At 38.2% G+C, this 26,934-nt stretch carries 23 protein-coding genes; 9 read left to right on the top strand and 14 right to left on the bottom strand.

Annotated features, from left to right (window positions below):
• Positions 1-2 precede the first annotated feature (2 nt).
• The 13 genes from EHR07_RS15495 to EHR07_RS15435 all read right to left on the bottom strand — a co-directional run bounded on the left by EHR07_RS15495 (position 3) and on the right by EHR07_RS15435 (position 13,946).
• Positions 3-2,330 carry an adenylate/guanylate cyclase domain-containing protein gene (locus tag EHR07_RS15495; RefSeq protein ID WP_135745888.1) on the bottom strand — a complete coding sequence of 776 codons (2,328 nt, stop codon included), beginning with the start codon at positions 2,328-2,330 and terminating at the stop codon, positions 3-5.
• A 90-nt stretch (positions 2,331-2,420) separates the two neighbouring features.
• Complete coding sequence (gene trpA / locus EHR07_RS15490) at positions 2,421-3,221, bottom strand: tryptophan synthase subunit alpha (RefSeq protein WP_135745887.1); 801 nt, start codon at positions 3,219-3,221, stop codon at positions 2,421-2,423.
• Complete coding sequence (gene trpB / locus EHR07_RS15485) at positions 3,218-4,408, bottom strand: tryptophan synthase subunit beta (protein WP_135745886.1); 1,191 nt, start codon at positions 4,406-4,408, stop codon at positions 3,218-3,220. Before trpB ends, trpA begins: the two co-directional genes overlap by 4 nt.
• 193 nt (positions 4,409-4,601) lie before the next feature.
• The gene (locus EHR07_RS15480; protein WP_135745885.1) at positions 4,602-6,362 is read right to left on the bottom strand and encodes a proline--tRNA ligase; all 1,761 of its coding nucleotides are present in this window, start codon (positions 6,360-6,362) and stop codon (positions 4,602-4,604) included.
• Between the two features lie 44 nt (positions 6,363-6,406).
• Positions 6,407-8,113: a site-2 protease family protein gene (locus EHR07_RS15475; RefSeq protein ID WP_135745884.1), complete on the bottom strand. Its 1,707-nt coding sequence runs from the start codon at positions 8,111-8,113 to the stop codon at positions 6,407-6,409.
• The gene (gene dxr, locus EHR07_RS15470) at positions 8,110-9,270 is read right to left on the bottom strand and encodes a 1-deoxy-D-xylulose-5-phosphate reductoisomerase (RefSeq protein WP_135745883.1); all 1,161 of its coding nucleotides are present in this window, start codon (positions 9,268-9,270) and stop codon (positions 8,110-8,112) included. Before dxr ends, EHR07_RS15475 begins: the two co-directional genes overlap by 4 nt.
• Before the next feature lie 30 nt (positions 9,271-9,300).
• Positions 9,301-10,212, bottom strand: coding sequence for a phosphatidate cytidylyltransferase (locus EHR07_RS15465; RefSeq protein ID WP_135745882.1), 912 nt, complete (start codon positions 10,210-10,212; stop codon positions 9,301-9,303).
• The gene (locus EHR07_RS15460; RefSeq protein ID WP_135745881.1) at positions 10,209-10,922 is read right to left on the bottom strand and encodes an isoprenyl transferase; all 714 of its coding nucleotides are present in this window, start codon (positions 10,920-10,922) and stop codon (positions 10,209-10,211) included. Before EHR07_RS15460 ends, EHR07_RS15465 begins: the two co-directional genes overlap by 4 nt.
• Before the next feature lie 6 nt (positions 10,923-10,928).
• Complete coding sequence (gene frr / locus EHR07_RS15455; protein WP_135745880.1) at positions 10,929-11,480, bottom strand: ribosome recycling factor; 552 nt, start codon at positions 11,478-11,480, stop codon at positions 10,929-10,931.
• On the bottom strand, positions 11,470-12,216 hold the full coding sequence (gene pyrH, locus EHR07_RS15450) for a UMP kinase (protein WP_135745879.1): 747 nt from the start codon (positions 12,214-12,216) through the stop codon (positions 11,470-11,472). The genes frr and pyrH overlap by 11 nt, the downstream gene beginning before the upstream one ends.
• Positions 12,206-12,802 (bottom strand): translation elongation factor Ts, encoded by a 597-nt coding sequence (tsf, locus tag EHR07_RS15445; protein ID WP_135745878.1) that lies wholly within the window; start codon positions 12,800-12,802, stop codon positions 12,206-12,208. The genes pyrH and tsf overlap by 11 nt, the downstream gene beginning before the upstream one ends.
• A gap of 5 nt (positions 12,803-12,807) precedes the next feature.
• A complete protein-coding gene (rpsB, locus tag EHR07_RS15440; RefSeq protein ID WP_135745877.1) occupies positions 12,808-13,710 on the bottom strand; it encodes a 30S ribosomal protein S2 in 903 nt (300 codons plus the stop codon).
• Positions 13,711-13,712: 2 nt separating this feature from the next.
• Complete coding sequence (locus EHR07_RS15435) at positions 13,713-13,946, bottom strand: hypothetical protein (protein WP_135574768.1); 234 nt, start codon at positions 13,944-13,946, stop codon at positions 13,713-13,715.
• Between the two features lie 465 nt (positions 13,947-14,411).
• Between EHR07_RS15435 and EHR07_RS15425 the strand changes: the two genes are divergently transcribed.
• From EHR07_RS15425 to EHR07_RS15400, 6 genes are all read left to right on the top strand, one after another.
• Positions 14,412-14,957 (top strand): hypothetical protein, encoded by a 546-nt coding sequence (locus EHR07_RS15425; protein ID WP_135745876.1) that lies wholly within the window; start codon positions 14,412-14,414, stop codon positions 14,955-14,957.
• 1 nt (position 14,958) lies between these two features.
• On the top strand, positions 14,959-16,521 hold the full coding sequence (locus EHR07_RS15420; RefSeq protein ID WP_244288958.1) for a GMC family oxidoreductase N-terminal domain-containing protein: 1,563 nt from the start codon (positions 14,959-14,961) through the stop codon (positions 16,519-16,521).
• Positions 16,522-16,769: 248 nt separating this feature from the next.
• Entirely contained in the window at positions 16,770-17,450 is a 681-nt protein-coding gene (locus EHR07_RS15415; protein WP_279633220.1) for a TetR/AcrR family transcriptional regulator, read from the top strand.
• A gap of 476 nt (positions 17,451-17,926) precedes the next feature.
• Positions 17,927-20,113 (top strand): bifunctional alpha,alpha-trehalose-phosphate synthase (UDP-forming)/trehalose-phosphatase, encoded by a 2,187-nt coding sequence (locus EHR07_RS15410; RefSeq protein WP_135745873.1) that lies wholly within the window; start codon positions 17,927-17,929, stop codon positions 20,111-20,113.
• Positions 20,100-21,878, top strand: coding sequence for a glycoside hydrolase family 15 protein (locus tag EHR07_RS15405; RefSeq protein WP_135745872.1), 1,779 nt, complete (start codon positions 20,100-20,102; stop codon positions 21,876-21,878). Before EHR07_RS15410 ends, EHR07_RS15405 begins: the two co-directional genes overlap by 14 nt.
• A 158-nt stretch (positions 21,879-22,036) precedes the next feature.
• Positions 22,037-23,548: an LA_3751/LA_3752 family putative glycosyltransferase gene (locus EHR07_RS15400; protein WP_135745871.1), complete on the top strand. Its 1,512-nt coding sequence runs from the start codon at positions 22,037-22,039 to the stop codon at positions 23,546-23,548.
• Between the two features lie 64 nt (positions 23,549-23,612).
• Here EHR07_RS15400 and EHR07_RS15395 read toward each other — a convergent pair whose 3' ends face one another.
• Entirely contained in the window at positions 23,613-24,482 is an 870-nt protein-coding gene (locus EHR07_RS15395) for a DUF6544 family protein (protein ID WP_135745870.1), read from the bottom strand.
• Positions 24,483-24,603: 121 nt separating this feature from the next.
• On the opposite strand from EHR07_RS15395, the gene EHR07_RS15390 reads away from it, so the two are divergent.
• The 3 genes from EHR07_RS15390 to EHR07_RS15380 all read left to right on the top strand — a co-directional run bounded on the left by EHR07_RS15390 (position 24,604) and on the right by EHR07_RS15380 (position 26,889).
• On the top strand, positions 24,604-25,443 hold the full coding sequence (locus tag EHR07_RS15390; RefSeq protein WP_135745869.1) for a hypothetical protein: 840 nt from the start codon (positions 24,604-24,606) through the stop codon (positions 25,441-25,443).
• 132 nt (positions 25,444-25,575) lie between these two features.
• Entirely contained in the window at positions 25,576-25,968 is a 393-nt protein-coding gene (locus EHR07_RS15385; RefSeq protein WP_135745868.1) for a VOC family protein, read from the top strand.
• Between the two features lie 99 nt (positions 25,969-26,067).
• The gene (locus tag EHR07_RS15380) at positions 26,068-26,889 is read left to right on the top strand and encodes an AraC family transcriptional regulator (protein WP_135745867.1); all 822 of its coding nucleotides are present in this window, start codon (positions 26,068-26,070) and stop codon (positions 26,887-26,889) included.
• The last annotated feature ends 45 nt before the right edge of the window (positions 26,890-26,934 follow it).

Raw genomic sequence — 26,934 nt, 5'->3', positions numbered from 1 at the left:
CTTCATGTTGCCGCCTTTTGGAGAGGCCGCTTCATTTTCTCCATATCTTCTGGGTTTGTGATTCCAAGCAATTCGTAAATCCGAACAGGCTGGGTTTTTCCTTTTACTCGCACTAAATCCAGCTCTCTGGCGACCACACGGTCTTTCACTTTTTCGTAAGTGTATTCAGAAATGATCACATTTGTGGTGTACATTTTATTGGAACCTTCCAATCGGGATCCAAGGTTGATGGTATCACCCATACAAGTATATTCCATCCTGTGTGAGGATCCCATGTTCCCCACAACGGCTGGGCCGGAATTAAGACCACATCCAATATCGATCACCGGGACATTTCGTTCTGCCCATTTTTGTTGGAGGACTTTTAAATAATCCAACTGTGCAAGTGCCGCCACACAAGCATAGTATGCATGGTCTTCCAAAGGAACCGGTGCTCCCCAGAATGCCATGATTGCATCTCCCATATACTTATCAATGGTTCCTTTGTATTCAATGATGATGTCCGTCATCGCAGACAAATATTCGTTCAGTAACTTCACGAGGTCTTCCGGACCCAACTGCTCGGAAATGGTTGTAAATCCGCGAACGTCGGAGAAAAAAATAGTGATCTCTCGTTTGGATCCACCAAGTGCCAAATTGTCTGGGTGTTTAAGGAGTTCGTCCACAACATCTTTAGAAACGAATTTGGAGAAGGTTTGACGGATGTATTTTACGTTTTCTTCTTCTGTTAAGATTCTAAATCCAATGATGGCCACAAACACAACAATCTGTTCGATGGTAACAGAAGGAAGAACTGTAATAAGGTTGAAAGTTTGGAAAATATAAAGGGCAGCAACTACATAAAGCAAAAGCTGAGTTAACATAATCGCAAAACCAATATGTGTTTTTACCCTTGGCTGTAAAAACCCAATCATCACACCAAGACCAACATAAATGAGGAAAATTCCCCAGTTAGGCACTGTGGACAAAAAGTCTTGGTTTAGGATGGTATTGATTGCATGTGCGTGGTGTTCGATTCCAGACATATCGCCAAACGGAGATAAGTGGGAGTCTTTGGAAGCCCCACGACCCGTTGCATAATACATCGCCACAAGAAAGATTTTATTATTAATTTGGTTGGCTTCGAGAAGTTCCGCATCCCAATCGTTTGTGACTTCGAAAATTTCATTTTGTTTAAAGGAATAACGTCCACCTACGAAGTTAATTTCCATTTGCCCTTCCCAATCGATAGGAATGACCACCTCTCTTTTTTCGTTCGGGACTTGCATCACATCTCTTTCTTCAAACTTACGTTCTTTGATATTGAACTCACGAATGATTTTTTTGGGGATGTTGGACAATTTCACATAATGTCCCATGTTGACTTCTACATCTTTTTGTACATCGATACCGTAGTATTTACAAACAATGAGTAAGTCGATGGAAGGAAAATATTCTGTTTCTCTATCTCTTCCCGAATTATAAACTTTTACAACGAGAGGCATCTTACGATTCAAACCAGATTCGTCTTTTTTTACGTTCGCAAAACCAAGACCAGCTGACAATTCGCTAATGGGTTCAATCGGAGGCTGAGGAAACTTAACCCAAGAGATTCCCGAATCGTTTTCATCGATCACATTTTTCAACTGGAACTTACGAAGGATATCAATTCGTTTTTCCAAATTGAGAACCGCTTCTTTTGATTCCGCACTGACTTCCATAGGGTAGTCAAAGAGGACATTCCGGTTTTTTTGAAGAGCATTGACCATCTCTTCGGTTTGACCGGGCTTGTAATCTACGAAGAAAATATCGAACATGAGAATGTTATTCGATTCTTTAAAAGTGTCAATGATGTCCGCGTAATAACTCCAAGGAAGAGGCCAAGTTCCTTGTAATTTTTCGAGTGATTCTGTTGTGATACCAATGATATTGATATCCTTACGAGCCTTAGCTGGTGGTTGGAATTGAATGTATTCAATACGACCAGTGTCCCCTTCACTTTCTGTTTTAGTGTTGGATCCACGTAAAAATTGGAATCTTGTGGAAACAGAGTTTTCTTCCAAATCTTTCAGTGGTTGAAAAGTGTTAACCATAGCATACATAAAAATGGCAATTACATAGGATAACCAAATCGCACCTGACTTCTGCTTGTCTTTTGAGACCTTTTCAATGGTTTTATATACAAAGTATGAGGAAGCAAGTAAGGCAAGCAAACCGCCAACTAGGAAGGAAAACTCGTATTCCCATCCTGTCATTACAACAGATATGATCACACCGAGTGAACCTAGGGTTGCGACGGTAACACTGAGATAGTCCAAAATCGAAAGCGATTTTGATTCTTTGTCGGACATAGAGCCTCTTTATTCGTTTGGGAATTTCCGACCATTTTCCCGGAATTTTTAAAGAGACTCAAATGTTTTTGGGGGATATAGGAAAAAAATTTAGGAAATGGATGCCCTAATCTTAGAAATATAATCCGCCAATGCTAAAACCGCTTTTGTACGGTCTGACCCGTTTTCTTCAATGATCCTTTGGATCGCTGAACCAATGATGATTCCGTCCGCATACTGTGAAATTTGGTTGGATTGTTCTGGAGTGGAAATTCCAAATCCTGCACAAATTGGCAATTGGATGGTATCTTTCAAAAACTTGATTCTTTCTTTTAAATCGACAGAAAACTCCCTTCTTTCTCCCGTCACTCCAAAAGAAGTTACATAGTAAATAAACCCCGAGGAAGTTTTGGAAAGGGCTTGGATTCTCTTTTTTTCAGAGGCAGGAGTGACCAAATGGATGAGATCCATATCCCGAACTTTTAATTCCTGAAACAAAATTTCACTTTCTTCTGTATCAAAAGGTAAGTCAGGAATCACAAGTCCCACAATTCCTGATTCCTTGGCTCGGTCCAAAAACTTGCTAATCCCACAATGGTAAATGGGATTGAAGTAAGTAAGATAGACAAGTGGAGTTTCTGGTTTGTGGTCATGGATGGCTTTTGTGACTCGGAAGATTTCCTCAAAAGAAAAGGGATTTTTTAATGAACGAGCCACTGCCCTTTGGATGACCGGGCCATCTGCGACCGGATCAGAAAAAGGAATTCCCAGTTCTAAAATATCAGCTCCGTTGTCTAAAATGGTTTTTCCAAATTCAATAGAGTCATTATAGTTTGGATCCCCTAAGGTAAAATAAGGGATAAATGCTGACTTAAAACTTCTACTATCAAATAAAGATTTTATTTTACTCATTTACTTCTTTCACCTAAGAGTCGCAAAACTTCCGTTACATCTTTATCGCCCCGACCAGAAAGACAAATGATGAGATCCTTTTTCTTACCCAAATCCTTTGCCACGTCCCGTGCCACATGAAAAGCATGAGCTGTTTCCAGGGCAGGAATGATTCCTTCCACACGAGTAACTTCCAAAAAAGAATCTAACGCTTGTTCATCTGTCACCATTCGGTAATCCACTCTTCCAGTTTGGGACAGGTGAGCATGTTCTGGTCCTACCCCCGGATAATCAAGTCCTGCAGATACAGAATGTGCCGGTACAATTTGTCCAAACTCATCTTGGATGATTAAGGTTTTTGTACCATGTAAAAATCCAGTTTTCCCGTATGTCAAAGTTGCCGAATGTTCTCCTGGTTTTGAACCAAGTCCGCCAGCTTCCGCCCCATAAATGGCAACTTGTTTGTCTTTTAAAAATGCATGGAACATTCCTATGGAATTCGATCCACCACCCACACAAGCCACGATGGCATTCGGAAGTTTATGATTTCGTTTTTTAAACTCTGCTCTTGCCTCAGTTCCAATAAAAGATTGGAAGTCACGAACAATGGTTGGGAAAGGATGTGGTCCAATCGCGGACCCAACAATGTAATGAGTTGTGGATACATTCAGGGCCCAGTCTCTCATAGCTTCACTCGTAGCTTCTTTGAGTGTGGCTTCCCCCGCAGTGACTGGAAGAATTTTTGCACCTAACATCTCTATCTTTTTTGCATTGAGATTTTGTCTTTCTACATCGACAGCACCCATGTAAATGATGGTTTCCATTCCAAACATTGCGCCCACGGTAGCTGTCGCAAGGCCATGTTGGCCAGCACCTGTTTCTGCAATGATTCTTTTTTTCCCCATAAAACGAGCGATCAGTGCCTGACCGATGGCATTATTAATTTTATGAGCACCTGTATGATTTAAATCTTCGCGTTTGAGCCAAATCCTAGCACCTCCCCATAGTTTGGTGAGACGTTCTGCATAAGTCAGAGGACTAGGTCTTCCGACGTAGTTCTTTAAGTAGTATTCGAGTTCTTTTTTGAACTTTTTACTTTTCTTTAACTTTTGATAGGTGGATTCAAGTTCTTCTAATGCTTCCGTTAGAATCTCAGGAGAGTAACGGCCACCGAATTCACCAAAATATCCAGGTAGGTTTTTGCCCATATATCCCAAGATACGGGAATGGGGGAATATGAAAACTGCTTCTTTTGTGGGGGGCGGGGGTTTTTGGGTACAATCTCCCCGCCCTGAATTCAGGGTGGGGAACTAGACCCGCCACCCAATGGCTTCCTTCTATCACAACCCTCTCATTCTTACCATCGCTTCTCCCGATTTTAACGAAAAAATCGAAAGAAGTTCATGTTCCCGCGCGTTCCACTTCGGCTTGGAGGGCAGAATGTAATGTTTTGATTTGGTTTTGTAACCTTCCTACCAAATCTTCATTGGTTGTGAAGCTGATGGTCTCTTCTGCCATCGATTTTCGGTCAAGGATGGTAATCTCACCCTTTTCCAAAAATCCTTTTCCTAGTGTGAGTCGGATGGGAAAACCAATGAGTTCGGAATCTTTGAACTTAAAACCTGGTCCCAGGTCGCGATCATCCCAAAGAACTTCAATGCCAGCCGCAACTAGTGCTTTGTAGATGGATTCAATTTTGGCAATGTCGTCCGGATTTTTGGCAATGCTCACCAAACAAACAGTAAACGGGGCGATGGAGACTGGCCAAAAAATCCCTTTATCGTCATTACATTGTTCGATGACAGTGGCCATACAACGATTTACACCAATCCCATAACAACCCATAGTCGTTGTGGTGGCCTTTCCTTTATCATTTAAAACAGTAATATCAAATGCTTTGGAATACTTTTGGCCTAACTTAAAGATATGACCTACTTCGATTCCTTTTTCCGCAGTGAGACCAGTTCCACAGTTAGGACAAGGGTCTCCTACTTTAGATTGTGATACGTCGATTTTTGTCACTTCCTCTTCTTTGAAAAAGTCAAGGAGACTGACCCCTGCTATATGGTAATCTACTTCGTTCGCACCGGAAACATATCCAAAATTCCAATCGATGAGAGAATCAATGATGATTTTGAGTGATTCTGATTTTGGAAATCCAGGTCCGATGAACCCAGGAACAAGCCCAAGTTTTTCCATTTCCGCCGGACCCATCGGTCTTAGTTCATTGCAACCCAAATGATTTTTTAGTTTGTTTTCATTGAGTTCGCGGTCACCTTCTAAAAAGACTAAGACGTAGGTTCCGTCCGCCCACAAAGCAACTGCCTTTAGGAGGTTTTCTTCCTTTGTCTTTAAAAAATCAGCAACTTCTGAAATTGATTTTTTGGATGGAGTATGAATCTTATCATTTCCAGCAAACGCTTGTTTTGCTAGTGCAGCATTTCGAATCACAGGAGTTTTTTCAATATTCCCCGAATATTGGCAAGAAGGACAAATCGTAAGTGTTTCTTCTCCAATCGGTGACACTACCATAAATTCCTCTGACGCAGACCCACCCATATTTCCAGAGTCTGCTTGTACTGGGATTGTAGAAAGACCCATCCCCGCAAAAATCCTTCGGTAAGTTTTACGCATCGTCTGATAGGTTTTGTCCAAAGACTCATCATCTAAATGAAACGAATATGCATCCTTCATTGTAAATTCACGAGAACGAATCACTCCGAACCTTGGACGAATTTCATCTCTAAACTTTGTATGAATTTGGTAGACGTTGATCGGTAGATCTTTATAAGAACGAACCATTGGTTTCACGAGCACGCAAAAAGATTCTTCATGAGTGGGGCCAAGGCAACTTTCATTGTCATGACGATCCTTCAAACGAAACATTTCTTTTCCCATTTTATCCCAACGGCCAGACTCTTTCCAAATTTCACTCGGAGTTAAAATGGGAAGTTGGAATTCCAAACCGCCTGCCCGATCCATCTCAGAACGAACAATGCCTTCAATTTTTTTTAGAACTCTTAACCCGAGAGGAAGATAAGAATACAATCCGGCTGCGGATTTACGAATGAGTCCCGCCCTTGTCATCAGTTTATGGGAAGCGACAACTGCATCTTGTGGATCTTCTTTTGCAGTAGGAATCAAATAGGAACTAGCTTTCATCGATCTTTTCTCTTTTACTTATATAAAACTAAACGGTTCAAAAATTAAAAAATACGCATCACATCATTGAACGAAACATAAAGTCCAAGTCCAATGAGAAAGAAAAATCCCAATCGAAAGATAGCTTCGATTGCTTTTCTTGGGAGTGGTCTACCTGTAATGGCTTCATAAGCATAAAGAACAATATGTCCGCCGTCAGCCATAGGAATCGGCAATAAATTCATCACCATAAGCGCTAAGGAAATTTTTGCAACAAAGTCAAGATAAGTCACCCAACCATATTCCAAACTAATTCCTGCAATTTGTACAATCCCAATGGGACCAGATAAATTCTCTTTTGGAGATAGAAGTCCAGAAAATAACATCCCTATCCCTTTTAAGGTAGTGGATACATTTTCATACACTTTTGAAGAAGCACCCACAAACGAAGAATAGACGGTTGTTTCTTTTTGTAATTTCTCTGCTTCAAATTTCATCGAAGCACGAAATCCGAGAAGCCCAATGGGTTTTAAATTGACATCAGCGGAATATTTCATATTCCCAATCCAGATATCTTTTCTACCCGATGATTGTTTTAAGTATTCGCTGATTGCATCGGCTTTGTCGAAGGTTTTATCTTCTATCTTTAAATTAGAAAGGCGATTTTCAATTTCAGCATCATAACTATCCAATCGGAAGTATGGAATTCCTAGTTCGGGAAATTTAGGATGTCTGATATCCCAAAATTCAAATACATTGGCACCTAACACAGGAATTTGAATTGTTACAGTTTCAGTCGCCCAAGGGGTGAGGAGCGGGTATGTTTTTCTTTCCACAACAACAGGAATGGTTTTCCCCTGGTGTTTTCCAAGCTCCGTTTGCAATTCAGGAACGGTATGCACATCCACACCAGCCACTTGCAAAATCATATCCCCATCTTTCAAAAAGGATAAGGCACGCCTACGAAGGGATTTTTCTCTTTCTTGGATCTCTCTTTGTTTTAAAAGTTCTTCCGGGATTTCATCTTTTCTTTCTTCGATTTTTTCTTGGAAATACGCAGAAGATTTGTCTTCACGATCCAGAATATTTGCCATAAAGTGGCTCAGTTGTTCTCCGTAAGTAAAGGTTGCCACAACCCTTCTTTCTCCAAATGGCATCACTCCAATGGTGGGATGTCCACCCGCAGAATATAGATTCGGTACAATTTGTACGGTTTTAACTACGTCTTCCCGTTTATAAGAAACTTCGATTGGATCACCCGTGGTCAAACTCACATTGGTAAAAATATCTTCAAAACTTTCTGTAGGTTTTCCATTAATGGAAACAATTTGATCCCCAGTGCGAAGGCCCGCGGTGTAAGCAGGACTCGAAACCTTGTTGGCATCTTCGATAAAAATTCGATTGGAAGAAGGACTATCTCCCGAAAGTTCTAAAATAAAAAGTAAAATAAAACCTAACACCAAATTAGCGAATGGTCCACCAAGCACTGGAATCATTCTTCGAAGTGGAGGTGTGGAAAGTAAATCCCCTTGTCTTGGTTTTTTATTTTTAGAATAGTCATCCCCACGAAAAAGAACATATCCTCCAATCGGAATGGCCGTGATTTGGTAGATGGTTTTCCCAATTCTTTTTTTCCAAATCCCCTTGCCGTAACCAAGAGAAAAAATCCGAGCTTCCACTCCGACTAACTTTCCACATAAGAGGTGCCCCAACTCATGGATAAAAATAGAAACCGCTAACATGAATACGGCCCCGAATATCATGATGATCATATAGTCACTCCCCCTCTTAGAAATTCTTTTTGAATTAATTCGCGTGTTTTCTGATCTTTTTCTAAATACCCTTCCAGATCACTCGGGAAGGCATTTTCTATTTTATTTAATGCCGATTCGATTAACTTGGGAATGGCGGTAAAAGAAATTTTTTCTTCTAAAAATAATGCAACTGCCTCTTCATTGGCTGCGTTAAACACACATGGCGCCGTTCCCCCTGCCCTTCCTGCTTGGAAAGCCAAACGAAGTCCCGGATAACGACTTAGATCAGGAGGAAAAAATTCCAAAGTCTTCCAAGTCCCAGGTTTTCTTTCGACGAGCATCTTTGGTGTTGGTGTTGGATAAAACAAAGAATGAGCAATGGGATAAATCATATCAGGATGGCTTGTGTATTGCAAACAAGCACCGTCCATGGTTTCAATGATTCCGTGAGTCAGTGATTGCGGGTGGATCACCACTTCAATTTCGTCATAAGAAAATCCAAATAAATAATGAGCTTCGATGACTTCAAGACCCTTGTTGATCAGTCCCGCAGAGTCCACAGTGATTTTTGGGCCCATCGACCAAGTTGGATGGTTTAGCGCCTGTTTGACGGATACATGTTCCAATTCTTCGATAGGAAGGGTTCGAAAACTTCCTCCCGAGGCAGTGAGAGTGATGGAGCGAATATTGGATCTTTTTTCTCTTTCTATCAACTGAAAAAGTGCATTGTGTTCGGAATCCACAGGAACCATTAATGTATTGTATTTTGCCACCAAACGGTTGATCAGTGGACCAAAGGTCACGAGTGTTTCTTTATTGGCGATGGCAATTTTTTTCCCCGCTTCGATGGCGGCGATGGTAGGTTTTACCCCTCTTGCACCCACAACAGCAGTCACAACCACAGAAACAGAAGGCAGGCGAACTAAATCAGATAATGAATCTTCCCCGTAGAGGATGGTAGTGGATTTGTATTTGGATCCAAGACCACCTTCTAACTTTGCATCGGTGATCGAAATCACTTCCGGAGAGAATTCATCCATCAGTGATTTCGCAAGATCTAAATTGGAATGAACGGAAAAACTACGTAAAGAAAAGGAATCTCTAAATTGGCGGAGTACCTTCACTGTCGAAGTGCCAACAGAACCAGAAATTCCTAATACGGATACTCCAACCATCTAAGCCTTAGACCGATCCGGAACTGAGAATCAGACCGCGTAACCGAGAATTCCCTTAAATAGGAAATAATAATAAATCACAGGAACGGTAAATAAAAGGGCGTCTGCTAAATCTAAAACCCCACCATGACCAGGAATCAAACTTCCTGAATCTTTGATTTTAGCATCTCGCTTCATGGCTGACTCGGCCAAATCACCCATCACAGAAATAATGGATACCACAAAGGCAACGATAATGGATTCAATGACTCCCACAGGTAACTTCACACCACTGAAATGTTCCCAAGTGGCGTTGAGAATTTGGACACCAACAACAGCAGTGATATTTCCTGTGACATAGCCTTCCCAAGTTTTTTTAGGAGAGATCTTGAGTCCCGCAGGATGTTTTCCAAACCAACGACCACCAAAATAAGCACCGGCATCACTCATAAAAGTAATCACAGATACTAAAAAGATATAATAAGCACCGAAAGGGAAAGCGAGAAGAAGTAAAAAATGTCCTATGGGAATTGCTAAATAGATTGGTCCTAAAATAGTAGCACTTGCAGAAAACAAAGCTCCATCTAACGGGCGTTTTAGTATTTGTAAAATCCAAACGGTCAGAGAAAGGGCAACGAGTAAAAAAGGAATCGGATGGAAACCTTCTCTGAGGATCTTAGAAAGTTGCAAAACAAAAGCAGGAGGAGTGACTTCAAATTGAAGGCCTAAAAATTGAATGTAGTATACAGTAAATATCAAAAGGGAAAAGATAAGGCCAGTTCCAAAAAAAGGTTTGGAATCTTCTCTTCTGCAAAATGCATACAATTCTTTTAAACCCAAGTAGATGGTAATACAACCAAAGGCATAGAATTCCAAATAGTAAAAGGAACTATGGAAGATCATAAACACATATACAAAAGTGAGTACGATTGCAGATAGAATACGGAGTGTTGTCTCACTCATAACAAACCACCAAATTTACGTTTTCGGGAATCAAAAAAAAGAAGGGCTTCCTCCAAAGAGGTTCTTCCAAAGTCCGGCCAAAGTGTATTTGTGAAATACATTTCAGCATAGGCACTCTGCCACAAAAGAAAATTGGAAATCCTTTGTTCTCCCGCAGTTCTGATCAATAAATCTACCGGCGGCAAAGGGAATGTATACAAATATTTTTCAAATTCTTTAGGACTAATGGGTTTGTCCACAGATTCTTTTTTGGACTTACGCACTGCCATGATCCTAGAAAAATTACTCAGGATCTCTTCGTGACCACCATAGTTCAAACAAAAGTTGGCCGTTAGTTTTTTGTTCTTTTTTGTGACCGCCATCGCATGGTCAATTTTGGCAAGGACAGTTTTCGAAAGTTTATTACGTGCTCCACTGTGGTGGATGCGAATTCCCTTGGAATGAATGGTATCAAGCCTTGTTTCAATAAACTCAACTAACAAACCAAAGATGGCTTGGATTTCGGTAATTGGACGTTTCCAATTTTCTGTTGAAAAAGCATAAAGGGAGATATTGGGGATTTTGTATTCCAAAGCCACATCCAAAAGGCGATCAATTGCGTTCGCCCCTTCTCTATGGCCTTCGGTTCTTTTTTTCCCTTGGCTTTCGGCCCACCTTCCATTTCCGTCCATGATGACAGCAATGTGGGCAGGGATTGTGTTCAACTTCATAGAAAATTAAAGAGTGGTGATCTCTTTTTCTTTTTCCTTTTCTAAATCTCCCAATTTGGCAATATAAGAATCCGTAATTTTTTGGATTTTATCTTGGTGGCCTTTGAGTTCATCTTGGGACATTTCTGCTTGGTGTTTTTTTAATTCATCATTGGCATCACGACGGATATTACGAATGGCAACTTTTTTTTCTTCGGCCTTTTGTTTGACCACTTTTGCCAACTCTTTCCGTCTTTCCCCTGTTAACTCAGGGATATTGATACGAATGCTAGAACCGTCGTTATTTGGTGTAAGTCCAAGACTTGCAGCAAAAATTGCTTTTTCAATGTCTTTCAACATTCCTTTTTCAAAAGGAGTGATGAGAATCATACGAGGTTCTGGACAAGCAATTTTACCAAGTTGGTTTAAGGGAGTTAGTGTTCCATAATAGTCCACTCTTACATCTTCCACCATCATAGGACTTGCTTTTCCCGTACGAATGGTACCGAAGTCTTTTTTCAAAGCCTCAACCGTTTTATCCATTTTGGACTGCATGGATTTTATAATTTCATCTACCATCTAAAATCACTTCCTCTGAATTGGAGATTAACGTTCCAATTGGTTCTCCATCGATTAATTTTCTTAAATTTCCTGCTTTAAAAATATCAAACACGATAATGGGCATATTATTGTCCATACAGAGACTAAGAGCAGTTGAATCCATTACCTTTAAACGGTGTTTGATGGACTCCATAAAAGAAACTTCCAAGTAACGTTTTGCATTTGGATCTTTTTTAGGATCTGCGGTGTACACTCCGTCCACTTTTGTGGCCTTCAGAATGACTTCACACCCTACTTCCACAGCACGTAGTGACGCAGTTGTATCTGTTGTAAAATACGGATTTCCTGTTCCACCGGCAAAAATAATGACACGATTTTTTTCTAAATGGCGAACCGCACGCCTACGAATATAAGGTTCTGCAACGGATTTCATTTCGATGGCAGAAAGAACTCGGGTAAACATCCCTTGTTTTTCGCATGCATCTTGTAAGGCGAGACCATTCATGATGGTGCCAAGCATACCCATATAATCGGCAGTGGCTCTGTCCATTCCAGACTTTGCTAATGTTTCGCCACGGATCATATTTCCACCGCCCACAACGACAGCAACTTCCAGACCTAAGTCATGAACTTCTTTGATTTGTCCGGCAAGTGAGAATGTTTTGTTGGTATCAATACCAAGTTCACCCTCACCGGCGAGAGCCTCGCCGGAGATTTTAATTAGGATTCGTTTGAAACGCGGACTAGTTCCCACCTACTTGGAACCTCGAGAACCTACCAACTGTAATGTTCTCTCCAAACTTCGCAATGGCTTCTTGGAGAAGGTCATTGATGGTTTTGGAGTTGTCACGAATCGATTTTTGGTGGATGAGACAAATTTCTTCGAAGTATTTTTTCATTTTACCAGGAAGGATTTTTTCGATTTGATCTGCCTTTTTGCCTTCTTTTTCAAGAAGTGCTTTTTGCACACTCATCTCATTGTCAATTTCTGACTGAGGAATGGATTCCTCGTTCACATAAAGTGGGTTCATCGCAGTGATTTGAAGAGCGATCTCTTTTCCAAGAGCTTCAAACGCTTCATTGTTTGCTACGAAATCAGTTTCACAGTTGAGCTCTACAAGAACTCCTGTTTTTCCTGTTCCGTGAACATAAGCGATGACTTTTCCTTCACCAGTTTCGCGACCTGCACGTTTTGCTGCTTTCGCTAAACCTTTTTCTCTTAAGTATGTAACTGCTTTTTCAATATCGCCACCCTTTTCTTCAAGGGCTTTTTTGCAGTCCATCATCCCCGCACCAGTTCGTTCGCGGAGATCTTTGATTTGTTCGGAGCTAACTGCCATTAGTATTATCCTTCTGTAGTAGGTTTTGCTTCTGTTGCTTCTGTTGCTGCTGCAACTTCTGCTGCTTTTTTTGCTGCTTCCGCATCCACAGGGATGTCTTTTGCCACTGGAGGAAGTTCATCGTCCATAATGAATTTTCCAGACTCATCATACTCACCTTGGTATTCAAGAGCAAGTTGTTCTGCGTCCATATCTTCAGCAAAATTAGTTTGGATGACTTCTCCACCTGTTCCTTCGAGTACAGCATTTGCCATAGTATCGAGGAATAAAGAAATCGCACGGATCGCATCATCGTTACCTGGAATTGGGTAATCGATTGGCTCTGGATCACAGTTTGTATCAATCACTGCGAACACTTTCAAACCAAGTTTTTTTGCTTCACTGACTGCAATTTCTTCTTTTTTAGGATCAATTACAAAAAGAATTTCTGGCACAACAGCCATATCTTTAATTCCACCAAGTGTTTGGCGGAGTTTTTCTAACTCACGTTTAAGAGATAGTGCTTCTTTTTTAGTTCTAGCTTCTTGTTCGAAAGAGTTGTTCTCTTCCATTTGCTCTAATCTTTTCAAACGAGCAATAGACTTTTTCACTGTGTTCCAGTTAGTGAGAAGACCACCTAACCAACGGTTAGAAACATAATACATGTTACATGCTTGTGCTGCTCTTTCGATGGCACCACGAGCTTGTTTTTTAGTTCCCACAAAAAGAACCTTCTTACCTTGACCGGTAAGTTTTTTCAAAGCATCATAAGCTTCTTTTGTTTTTTGAACTGTTTTTTGAAGGTCGATAATATGGATTCCGTTACGAGCCGTATAAACATAAGGACTCATTTTTGGATTCCAACGACGTGTTTGGTGACCGAAGTGTACGCCTGCTTCTAGCAGACTCTTCATGGAAATTACTGACATAGTTACCCCTTTTTTAGTGCGAGATATCCAGACGCTACAAGACCAACGATACTTGCAGGGGTTAGCTGGAACTCGACTTTAATTATGTAAAGCTCAAGTGATACTGGTGATTCAAACAAATACCGAGAGAGGTAGTTTGTGCCAAGAAGTCGGTCAAGGACCACTCCTGCCACAGCTCCCGCCATCAGTCCCAAAAATAACACGAGAAGTAGGTTCCCGATTTGGGTTTTGTTCATCCAAAAGCACCTTTATCAAGCTTCCCTGTCAGAATTTGGAATTTAGGCAGATTGTCAAGGGGAAAGGAATTTAAGGGTTTGGAAAAGGATTTCCCCATCGGAATCCCGTAGGGGTTTTTCGGGAAAGACAAAAAACTTAGGTAAATTTCTTTTATGGGGGCGCCTTGTCCGACTCTTCACAGGCAAGGGCGCTCGCTTCGCTGGTCGATCCGGGGCGATTTTCCACCATAAAACGACATATCCCTTCATTTTTAGCTTTGGAGAGCCTTTTTGCTCCCCAAAGTTTCCTCATTTTGATTCCATCCCAAACAGGCAAATGCTTGGAATTGTTTGTCCTCAAAGAGAAGCCAACCCAAAAGAACTTTGGGAAAAATACTGACTAAACTCTCATCAAACAAAGCACACAAGCAGAAAATGCATTTTTTGACTTGAAAAATATACGCGTATATTTGAAACTCATGAATTATGAACAAGTTAGCAATTTCTAGAAAGAAATTTATTTTAGGAACTTTCGGATTCCTGGGAGTTTATGCTCTTGGCTCTCACTTCATAACAAAAAGTAATAGGACACTCTTTTTATCGAAATTCCAAATACGAGTTATCGAAAAATATTTAAAAGCTACCTTACCAGAGGAAATTTTCCAATCAAAACTTTATGAAAGAGATTTAATTCAAAGGATAGATGAAGAACTATTCTTTGTAAATGAAAGCATCCAATCAGAATTTATGGGTGCCATTTTACTTGTAGAAATATACCCATTGGGCAAAGGGTATTGGTCTACCTTTTCCAATTTAGATTCCAAATCCGCAAAAGAAATCATCTTAAAGGGTATGCAGAGTTCTTCTCTTTCAGTTCGAGCCGCTTTCTCCACACTCAGGATGCTTAGTTTTCTTATCCATTATGGACAAAAAGATTCTTGGCAAAAGATCGGTTATTCGGGGCCTTATGGAGGATTCCCTGAAAAACTTTCAGAATCTAGAATTTACTACAGAAATCAAACGGAAGGTTAATTTGAAAACAATTTGGGAATGGAAAGATTATAAAGAATCTCAAGAAATCCGAACTAAGGTTTGTATCATTGGTTCTGGTTGCGGTGGAGCTACTCTTGCAAGAGAATTGTTGTTAGCTGGTATCGATACCATCATATTAGAAAAGGGAGGGTTTTATCCAACCGCCACATTTGACAATTGGGAACTCAATATGGCAGGTAAAATTTCAGGTGAACGAAATTTACAAATGGATACCAATTACCAAGCTAACCTTATCTATGGAAACAATGTTGGTGGCGCATCAGTGCACTATTGGGCTGACAGTTATAGAACCCCAGTAGATAGATTAAATCTTTGGGAAGAAAAATTTGGAATCCGAAACCATACAGATTCTGATTTAAAACCTTATTGGCCTGTTCTAGAGGAACGATTGAATGTACATCTTCCCAAAGAAGAATACTACAATCGAATGAACCAGAAACTCAGGTTAGGATCGAATACTTTAGGTTGGTCTGGTCACCCAGTACCGCAAGCCCGTAAAAACTGCCAAAAATCAGGTCACTGCATGCAAGGCTGTGCATTTGGGGCAAAACAATCTCAACTCGTGACCCATATTGATGAATTTATTCGAAACCAAGGAAGATTGTTTGCTGATATGGAAGCAGATGGTTTTGAACTTATCCGTACAGAAAAACGAAGTAAGGCAAAGGTATTAATTGCATCTCCTAAAAATAGAGCTTCTGGAAAAAAAATGGATCTTACGTTTAGAATCCATGCGGATATTTTCGTAATTGCAGCTGGAGGTTTTCAATCGTCAGCTTTGTTACTTAGTAATGGGTTAAAAAAAGATTTACCTGCGTTAGGTGAATTTTTCGGAATGAATGCATCGCCAATGGTGCATGCATTATTTGATGAAGAAATGATATCTTACCGAAACATACCTGCTGCTTTTGGTATCGACGAATTTAGAAATGCAAGATTCTTTCCCAATGGGAACTACAAGGAAGGCGGTTTTATGCTCATGGCAAACCAACTCCAACCTGCCACCTTAGCTTCTATGATACCTTCCATTGGGGAGGAACACTTTCGTTGGATGAAATCGCTAAATCATATAGGAGGTACAATTGGATGGATTGACGACCCAGAAGAAGAACTTGGAAGGATCGAATGGAAATCGAAAACTAAAAAGATTATCGCACCGGATGGTCCCAAAACAAGGAAGGTCATGTTAGATCTTATAGAAAAGCAAGTTCATTTGAATTTTGCTGTTGGTGCAAAAGAAGTTTTGATTCCTACCGTTTCAGGAATTCGATTAACTTCTCTGCGAGATTTACCAAAAATAAAAACGATAAACTTAGGTCCTCATTCACTTCTCATGGCAGCTCCACATCCATTTGGTGGTTGTAGAATGGGTGAAAATCCGAAAAATTCTGTGGTGAACTCGGAACATCGAGTCCACAGATTTGAGAACCTATTCGTAGCAGACTCCTCAGTGTTCCCAACAGGCCCATCGGTGGATCCAAGTTTTACAATCATGGCATTTAGTTTGCGTTTAGCGGATCATTTGAAGGAAATATTGAAATGATTTTTTTCATGAGAATCTTACAGAAGAAAACTTTGATAAATTACAATTAAATATTTACGCGTATATTTATTGTATCCAAAACATGGAGTGGGAATTCAAAGCCAATGTTTAGATTTTCGTTTCACTTGGAATTGTTGTGATTCTTTTACCAACTTTTTGGAAGTCCACCGAAGGATCACAAATACCGGGCCCCAATGGCCTTAAATTCCACTTGAAGATTTGAAAAGATTTAGGCATTTATCTAAGGAGTGCCTTCCGACAAACAAAAGCCTGCCTCGAAAAAAAAAATAAAATCTAAGCCAAATGTATCACGCGTATCCTTTACTCGAGAAAAGGATTTTTTAGTAAAGACCTCGGTCATTGATGTAGCAAGGAAAATGGTTTTGGAACATGGTTATCCTGCGCTTTCCATTCGTACACTTATGGCAGCGCTCGAGTATTCTCCGATGGTTTTTTATCGATATTTCCCAAACAAAAGGGCACTTCTCCATCATCTTTGGGATGATATCTATAAAGAATTGTTAGCAAGTTGTAAAGTGGAACTCGATTTGCAAAAACCCATGAAAGGTTCCCGGATCCAAAAGATCGCCCTGAAAACTGTCGATTTTTGGCTCAAATACCCTGATAAATATAAAATTGTTTATTTAAACCCCGACACAGTCGAAGACTCCCAAGATAAATTTTTCGTCGATTCTTTGAGCGTACAATCATACCTAAAACAACTATTAGCTGCCATTGATTGGGAACGTAAAACCGTCCGATTTCGAAACGATATGAGTGATGAGGATATCCTAAGATCTATGGCAATTGCAGTCCAAGGGATCACACATTCTTTAATCACAGTCAGTGAATTTCCTTGGGGATCACACAAACGACTTTGTATATTAATCGTAGATATTTGGTATAAAGGAATTTTAGAGTCCCAATAAATATTACCAGAACTTTCGAAAAACCTAAGAAACAACAAAGAACTTACGGTTTTCCAAGTATCCCTATCTCGAAGAAGTTCAAGTGTATAAAAAAGATTTTGGGGCGCACATTTCCGGCTCTCCGTCGGCGAGGGCGCTCCGTCGATCCGGGGCGCAGGATAATGAAAGAAAAGAAAAGATTAAATTCGGGGAACACGCAGGCATTGCCTTACCAACCACTCGTTATAGGTAAAGAGAGTGAAGTGAAACACCATATAACAGAAGTATTGTTGCATTTTACTAAGTAAGTATTCATATCAGACTCCGTGAATAATTTTGTTCAACGCTTCCGATTGCATTATATATTTTTTTTAAACCATTTACATTCTCAAATAGTCTAATACGTTTATGTATTTAAAAAGCAAAGAGAAGATAAGTTATCTTTTTTTTTAAAGAAACCCCTTGCCATATCTGATTCTTCTGATCCCATTATAAACATGAGACTGATCCTCGTATCCAACAGGTTGCCAGTCCAGTGGGATGGGACTCCCAATGTGGGAGGTCTTGCAACAGGACTTTCCAGTTTTCTTTCTCACTGGAAATCATTAGGGAATGAAGTGGTTTGGGTGGGCTGGCCCGGAAAGTCCATTCCCGAAAAAGAACAAAAGTCATACGCTAAAAAAATGAGGGAAGAACATGGGACAATTCCTGTTTTTCTTAAACAAAAGTTAGCTGATTCTTTTTACAATGGGTTTTGCAACAAAACTCTTTGGCCCCTATTTCATTATTTTACAGCCCATTGCGAATATTCAGACACCACATTCGATTCATACGAAGAAGCAAACTATGAATTTGCAAAAACTGTAGAAACCATTTATGAACCTGGAGACTGGGTATGGGTCCATGATTATCATTTATTTTTACTGCCTGGAATATTAAGGAATTTATTCCCAAACATAACACTTTCTTTTTTCCTACACATCCCCTTCCCCACATTTGAAATTTTCCGTTTGTTGCCAGAACGGTTTCGGACAAAAATTCTTACTGGAGTTTTAGGCGCCGATCTCATTGGATTTCATACCCAAAGTTATACACAATATTTTCTTAGATCTTTATTAAGATGTTTAGGAATAGAAAATGAACGTGGAATTATTTACTATAAAAATCACCTAACAAAAACTGGCGCATACCCAATGGGTATCAACGTTGAAAACTTTATCCAATATTCAAATTCAAAAGAATGTGATACCATCGCCAACGAAATCAACAAAAACCACAAAAATTTAAAACAAATTCTATCAGTCGATAGACTAGATTATACAAAAGGCGTATTACAAAGATTAAATGCTTTTGAACTTTTTTTAAAACAGAATCCTAATTGGCTAAAAAAATGTAAATTTGTCCTAGTATTAGTACCTTCGAGGACAGATGTTTCCTCATACCAATCAATGAAAAAAGCCATCGACGAAAAGGTGGGAGCCATCAATGGATCCTTCGGTACCTTAGATTGGACACCCATTTTATACCAATACAAAGGTTTCCCTTTCGAAGAATTAGTCCCTTTATACAAAAACACACATGTTATGTTAGTAACACCTTTCCGCGATGGAATGAACCTAGTAGCCAAAGAATTTTTAGTTTCACAAAACTGCGGTATGTTGGTTCTAAGTGAGATGGCCGGTGCTTCGGCAGAACTTCCAGAAGCAATCTTAGTAAATCCCAATGACCTTAACGGGATGGCAATTGCAATTCGAGAAGCCATTGAAATGGAAGAGAAAGAAATCCACTTTCGAAACCAAATCATGATCAACCGTTTATCTGAAAATTCAGTAATGGAATGGGCTAAAAAAATTTTTACTGATACCGAAGAACATGCAAAGAAAAATTTAACCTTTCAGACAAAATCAATTCCACCTTCTTCGCAACTTCTACTACCAAATAACAATCATCCAATTTTTATTATATTTGATTACGACGGGACTCTTGTACCCTTCGAATCCCTTCCACACTTAGCCGTACCTAAAAAAGAATTATTGGAATCTCTCGAAACCTTACTAAAAATACCAACCATCTCACTTGCCATCATCAGCGGTAGGGATAGAAAATTTTTAGAAACACATTTCCAAACTCTGCCAATTCACCTAGTAGCAGAACATGGAGCATGGCATAGGGCACCTTATGGAGAAAAGTGGAACTCTCTTTTTACTTCCAATTTAGATTGGAAAGAACAAATCAAAAGCCATTTAGATGAATTTACAAAAAGAGTTCCTGGATCCTTCACTGAAGAAAAGGAATTCTCTCTTGTATGGCATTTCCGAAATGCAGATCCCGATATAGGTTTAAATGCAGCAAGAGAAATGTTAGATGAGTTATCTCAAATATCTTCCAATACAGGTTTCTTTGTTCAAAGAGGAAACAAAATCATCGAGGTCAGAGAGTATGGAACTGGCAAAGGAAAAGCCGCAAAACAAATCTTACCCAATGCAGAGTTATACGTTTACGTTTTTGGTGATGACACAACCGATGAAGATATGTTCCGCGAGTTACCCGACTCAGCAATTTCGGTGAAAATTGGGAAATCGGAAACCATTGCCAAATACAGATTCAATCAACCTGCAGAAGTTCAAATTTGGATTCACAATTTAATTTCCCACTTAACAAGGAATACAAATGAAAAATCATAAATACAATTCTGGAATTATCGGTAACGGAAGTTATATCGCTCATATTAACACAAAAGCGGAAATAGTTTGGCTCTGTTGGCCGAACTTTGATAGTTCTCCTATATTCGGTTCCTTATTGGACAAAAATTGCGGACATTTTTCGATACTCCCTGATTCGAATATCATTTCTACCTCACAAGTTTATTTAGAAAATACGAATATTTTAAGAACCGAAATTGTCATAGAAACTGGATCGTTTGCCGTCCTCGACTTTGCGCCTAGATATTATCAAAATGGAATCCTTCACAGCAAACGAAATTTATACAGAAAAATCATTCCAATTACGGGCGATGTAAAGGTAAAATTCCAATTAAACCTAACCTACAGCTATGGGAAAGAATATTTAAAACCTAGAGTGAATTCAGAGGGAATCTTATACCAAACAAACGATTTTCAATTACATCTCACATCCAATGTATCTCTCAATCAAATTCTAAAAGAAAACTATTTTTTATTAAACCAAAACATCTACTTGGCGTTATTTGAATCAATTCCCACAGATATATTGTTAGGTGAATATATTGAATCAGAATTCAAAAAAACAAAACACTACTGGCAAAATTGGGTAAAACATTGTTCCATTCCTATTTTCGCACAAAAACAACAAATTCGTTCAGCTCTTTGTTTAAAACTTCATCAATTCCAAGAAACAGGAGCGATCATTGCCTCCTCCACTACCAGTTTACCGGAAGCACCCTTGGCCGGCAGAAATTGGGATTACCGTTTTTGTTGGTTACGTGATGGATTTTATACATTATTAGCTCTCACCAACTTAGGTCAGTTTGAAGAATTAGAAATGTATTCTCAATACATTAGCAATTTAACACCTACAGCAGAAGGAAGATACCAACCACTATACAGTATTTTCGGAGAAAACTTTTTAGAAGAAAAAATCTTAGAATTAGAAGGTTATTTGAGTAATAAACCAGTAAGAATTGGAAATTCGGCTTATACACATAAACAAAATGATGCTTATGGACAAATTTTATTGTCACTTTTACCTTTATATTTAGATGAACGTATTCCAGAAAAAAACCGATTTCATAATCTTGGATTAGTTAAAAATATATTAGAACAGATTGAATTAACAATGGAGGAACCTGACGCAGGACTTTGGGAATTCCGAAATTTTTCGCAAAAACATTGTTATACGTATTTATTTCATTGGATAGGAGCAAAAGCCGCTAAAGAAATTGCTCTAAAATTAGGGAGACCTGATTTAATCGAAAAATCTGAAATCCTAATGGAACAAGCTGCGACAAATATTGAAAAATGTTACGATGATAAACTCGGCTGTTACACGCAAGCCCAAGGGAAAAAAGATTTAGATGCCAGTTTATTACAACTCATTACCCTAGGATATTTAGATCCAAAGTCAGAAAAGGCAAAATCTCATATCGCAGCCATCGAAAAAACATTAAAAACCGAAAACGGTTTTATGTACAGATACCTTCACCAAGATGACTTTGGCAAACCAGAAACAACTTTTTTAGTTTGTACATTTTGGTATATTGAAGCTCTAGCTTGCATGAGCAGGCTAGAAGAAGCTATGAAACTTTTTGATTTTGTCTGTGAACATGCAAATCATCTTGGGCTCTTTAGCGAAGATATTGAATCTAAATCGGGAAACCAATGGGGAAATTTCCCCCAGACCTATAGCCATGTGGGCCTAGTGAACGCCGCAAGGAAAATTTCACAAAAAAAATCTGATAGTCTATTTTGGTAAGCAAACATAGGATCCCTGCAATCATTCGGCGTTCATTGTTAGCCTCCGGTAAACAAACGTATCAACAATACTTAACTTTCTGACTTGAAAACTCCCTTTTTCAACCTGGGTCTAATTTTCTATTTGCCAACCTAACAAACATTCGAAATAAAAGAAAAATGCTAAAACGACTTGGAAATATGGTAATCCTTACCGTTGCAATTTCTTTACTATTACTTCTCATCCAATTGTTGATTCGAGTCGATAGTTACTTTCTTTCCGATCCTTTGGTGAAAATGATCCAAACCATGTCTCTTTGGAAACAAGGATGGGCAACCGAAAGCATTCTTTATCCAGCCAAAGATATGGACCCAGATTTTCTTTTAAGCCCATTCAACGAAGGATTCGTTTTTTTAAATAATCATAGATTGATTGGACAATATCCTATCGCACTCACCTTCCTCTATTCCTTGTTAGGATTTTTACCTTTTCCCATTCTTCCCTATTTTAATATTATATTTTTATTTGTTTTTTTAAGACTCCTTACCAAAAATTCGATTCAATTCACCACTCTCATTCTTGTATCTTTAGGAACGGTCGTTTTTCCCTTGTTAATCGATTTTTCTGAAAATGGCCCGTTCATCCTTCTTACAGGTTATGGCTATATCTTTTTAATGAAAGCATTTTTGACGGACAAAAAAGAGGATTGGATTTTAGGGAATTTATTTTTAGGAATTTCTTTATGGTTTAGATTGGAAGGTGTATTATTTTTTATTTCCATACAAATCGCAATTGGTTTCATACATATTTTTATTAAAAAAGAAAAGATCTTAAAAAGCGTTCATCCTGTTAGGTATCTTTTATTTGCCGTTATCTTATCTTTATTCCTACTCTGGAACACATATAGTTATTCACATCCATTAGGAACAAGACATCTTACGAATTTTGGAAACTCGGATAGAACTATCTATGATCAATTAAAAATTTTTCTATCCATGGCATTTACCTTTCCAAGACCCAATGGTTGGTCTTTAGGTTTTTTTCTTCAAAGTCCCATTTTTATTTACAGTATCCTAAAATTACGTAAAACCCAAATTGCCACGAATTTAAATCTTTTATTCCACCTGCTTATTGTAATCTTATATCTTCTCATTGCAGGTTTAACATCTCCTAACGATGGAATTACACTGACAGGAAGATATTTAGTAGTCATCGTATTTCCGCTTACCTTCATACTTAATGAACAAATGAATGAGTTAAAGAAAAACAAATGGATATTGTATCCAATTTATACATGGATGTTTTTATTTTCCTTTCTGATTATTGCGATTTTTTATTTTTCAAGCATTGAACTAAAAAAATTACGCAAAGAGTTAAAAACCTTCAACTCAAGTTTATTTGTTACAACAAACGAGTTACTTTCAGGTGGATTTGGATTAGAACTTATCGATAAAAAAGTAATTTGTATTCGGAGAGATAATTTGTTGGATTATTTTTCAACAAACCTTAAAAAAACATCTCCCAAGGAATTTACGATTTTAACCATTGGAAAAGAAACCAACAGCAATAAAGAAGAAAAAAATCTATTTAATTCTCTGTTGGTTCGTTCAGAACAATCTGGTTACAATTGCGTTAAGGAAGAACGTACTGCACGAATTTTAGGAAGGATTTGTACGAGAAAGGAAAACTAATCAGTATGATTCTGATCAGTATGATTCCTTTTAAAGCAAACCAATCAAGTTCTCAAATCAGATTCTATTCTTTTTTGAAACTTTTTAGATTATATTCGATTTTTTGTAAAAAGAATTTTCCGTAAGTAAAATCTCCTTCAGGATAATTCCAAATCGCTTCCCCATACGTAGGAACCTTAACGCCATGAAATTCTCTATAATCACGGACAGGAGTGGTCCAACGGACTTTTCGCAAACTACCATCATCTTGTAATGCAGAACGATCCTCTGAGACAAATTCTACAAGTTCCCCTTTTTGATTAAAAAAAAGAATTGCAGAAACATTGTATTTCCTGTTTTTAAAATTTACTTTTACTGATAACGAATCTCTTTTTTCCCAACTAATATTTTTTTGGATCAATGCTGAAGGAGCAAACAAACAAAGATCATTTAACAGTGTTACCGTTTCTGTTTCAGAAAGATTTTCGCCTGCCAAGTCAACGGCATTAAACAAAGAAGCAACTCGAACCAACATAGTAGCCTTTTCATCTGAGTAGGAATGCAAAACTCGAAAAGGAATTCCCATCATACTTGCCTTCATAAAAAAATGACGAGATGGATATCTAAAAAAGTTATATTGGTCTGAAGTAGAGTCCAAAGGTTGTGCTTTGGAATTTTTATACATCAATTCTTTAAAAACAATTCGTATATTCTGTACTTGTGGTTTCCCAATCACACCTGTATATAAAAGATATTTTTGCACAATTGAGGGCATATGTTTTATATCAGCCATCCGCAGAATCTTTTCTTTACCTAGCGGTTGTTTATTAAAATCAGACTCAACCGTTGATTCGAATGAAGATTGGACATTGTGGCATCCAGAGAACAAAAACATATACAAAACCAAAACAGATAAAACATTCACAATCTTTCTTTTAAAATTTAAATTTTTCATCTTTGTTGTTCTCACAAATTAGATTCGTACTTTACACAACTTTTTTCCTAACTAAGAAACAAAAAGAAAAGCAAAAAATTGATTTGAAATCATTAGATTGATTCTATAGTTTCGGTGCACCATGCAAAACTTTTTACTTAGTTTACTCCCCTGGACAAAAAGAGAGTGGTCGGATTTTTTAGCAGATCTTGCTCCTTTGCTTGGTTTATTTATTTTTGCATCCGAACCACGAAACATTATGATTGCTCTTTATCCCGAATTGTATTTTGTATTTGGCTATGGAATGCTTAGGTTAATCACAACGGCATTTTATGCCGCAATCCAACAAAGTAAAGAAATGGGTTTGCAAGATTTGAACATCCCAGAACCAATCATTGGGAAAATATTTTATTTTATCTTTGTTCCATTTTTTGCTGCGATCCTACTCAGTGCATTGATCTGCATTATAATGTTACTAGTTGGTTTTAATTTTTTCTTTTATATGATGATTGAATTATTTCTCAGTGTAGCAACTACAGGTGGATTAGAAGTTAACTTTATTTTTCTGAACATCTACAATTCTCTCGAACCAAAAGAACAATATTATATTTTGGGAATCTTTTTATTTACTCTCTATCGCTATCTGCCAAAAATTTTTGTATTTTTCAAAACAAAACCATATAAAAATTATAAAAACTCTTGGGCTTGGGTTGCTTTAGGTACTCCGGAAATTCCCAAACACAATCAATTCCAACGAATGACAAATGCTTTTAGGACTATGGTTGGTATAGAAAACAATCCATCTGATATTTGGGAATACACTCCTGCATTTTACATTGGATTTTTATTTTTTTACTTTGGTGTTCTTGTTTTAATGATCAAATTTCCACTATTTGGTCCCATCATCACTCTTGTGATCAAAGCTTTTGTAGAAATGTATTTTTTTCGACTCCACAAAGAAGCGCAAGGGATCGCAGCGTAAATCCTTTGCAAAGCAATGATTGAAGCGTAGAGCCCGGTCGCACTTGTGCGATGCGCCCTAAAAAAAAGCAAAAACGGTCCAATGTAGTAGTTCTATTTCCTCTATACTCAAGTTAAATCGAAAGGAGAAAACATGGCATTCCAACAAATCCAAACGGGTATTATTACTGAAAAACTAAACGAAACAAAAACATTTTATGAAAAATGGTTAGGGTTACAAATAAAATTTGAATCCGATTGGTTTGTATTGTTATCGTTACCGAACAAACCAGAAGTAGAGTTAGCAATCATGAAACCTAACCAACCACAGGTGAGAAAATCATATTTTCAAAATTCTTACCAAGGAAAAGGAGTTTGGTTTATTTTCGAATCGACAGATATAAAAAAAGAATTTGAAACCATGAAACAAAAAAATGCTCCCATTGATCTTCCTCTGACTACAGAAGAATGGGGAGATACCCATTTTACTTTAGTGGATCCCAATGGAATTGGCATTGATATTGTACAGGAGCGTAGACCTAACTAAAATAGAGACGACAAATTCTGGAACCTTTCTTACCTTTCTTCTATTAAGAAAGGTTCCCACTTGCCAAAAATACCCAACCTCTATCCAGTTTGGAACAAAATGGAAAACCAACTTGAAAATACAATTGGTCTCAACCAACTTGCTTTTTTTACAGGTTATAGTGAATGGCATTTCCATCGTTTGTTTAAATCTCTACAAGGCGAAAATGTAAAAGAATACATTCGCAGATTAAGACTAGAAAAAGCTGCTTATGAATTAAAAATAACGAACTTTCCTATTTTAGAAATTGCCATCGAGGCCGGATTTTCCTCTCACGAATCTTTTTCTAAAGCCTTCAAACGAGTGATTGGTTCCACACCTTCCGAGTTTCGCAATCAATTTCAAAAGAAAAAAAATTCTTCCAATAAAATTCACCAAAAGATACCAGAGGGAATCAGTAAATTTGGATTTCAAATCAAAACGATAAAAGCATTTAACATTGCTTTTGTGCGTCATATAGGGAGTTATGAAGATCTTCCAGGGCCTCTGCCAAAAAGTAAAGAAGTCTTATCCATTCAATCTTTAATGAAAAATTGGAATTTATTATATTCGAATCATAAGTGGATTGGAATTAGCCAAGATGATCCAGACATTTCTCCACAAGGTAAAATCCGATTTGATATAGGAATCACAATCGGTTCTATAACCAAACCACTTCCCGAAGGTTTTGGAATCCAAACAATACCTGAAGGAAAATATTTACAAATTCGTTACCAAGGTTGTTATCAAAACTTACCCCAAATTTACCATTGGATTTTGAACGAGTATGTGATTACCACTACTTGGAAATTGAAAAATCAACCACCTTGGGAATGTTATTTGAATCCACTAGAGATTAGAGATGAAAAACGTATTACTGATATTTACATTCCTATTCACTAATGGATTCGAAATTTCCCAAAGTTAGTTAATACAAATAGATTAAAT

Source organism: Leptospira bandrabouensis, assembly GCF_004770905.1.
GTDB lineage: Bacteria > Spirochaetota > Leptospiria > Leptospirales > Leptospiraceae > Leptospira_A > Leptospira_A bandrabouensis.
The sequence above is the reverse complement of the archived record's forward strand: the minus strand, read 5'-3'. Positions and strand labels throughout refer to the sequence as shown.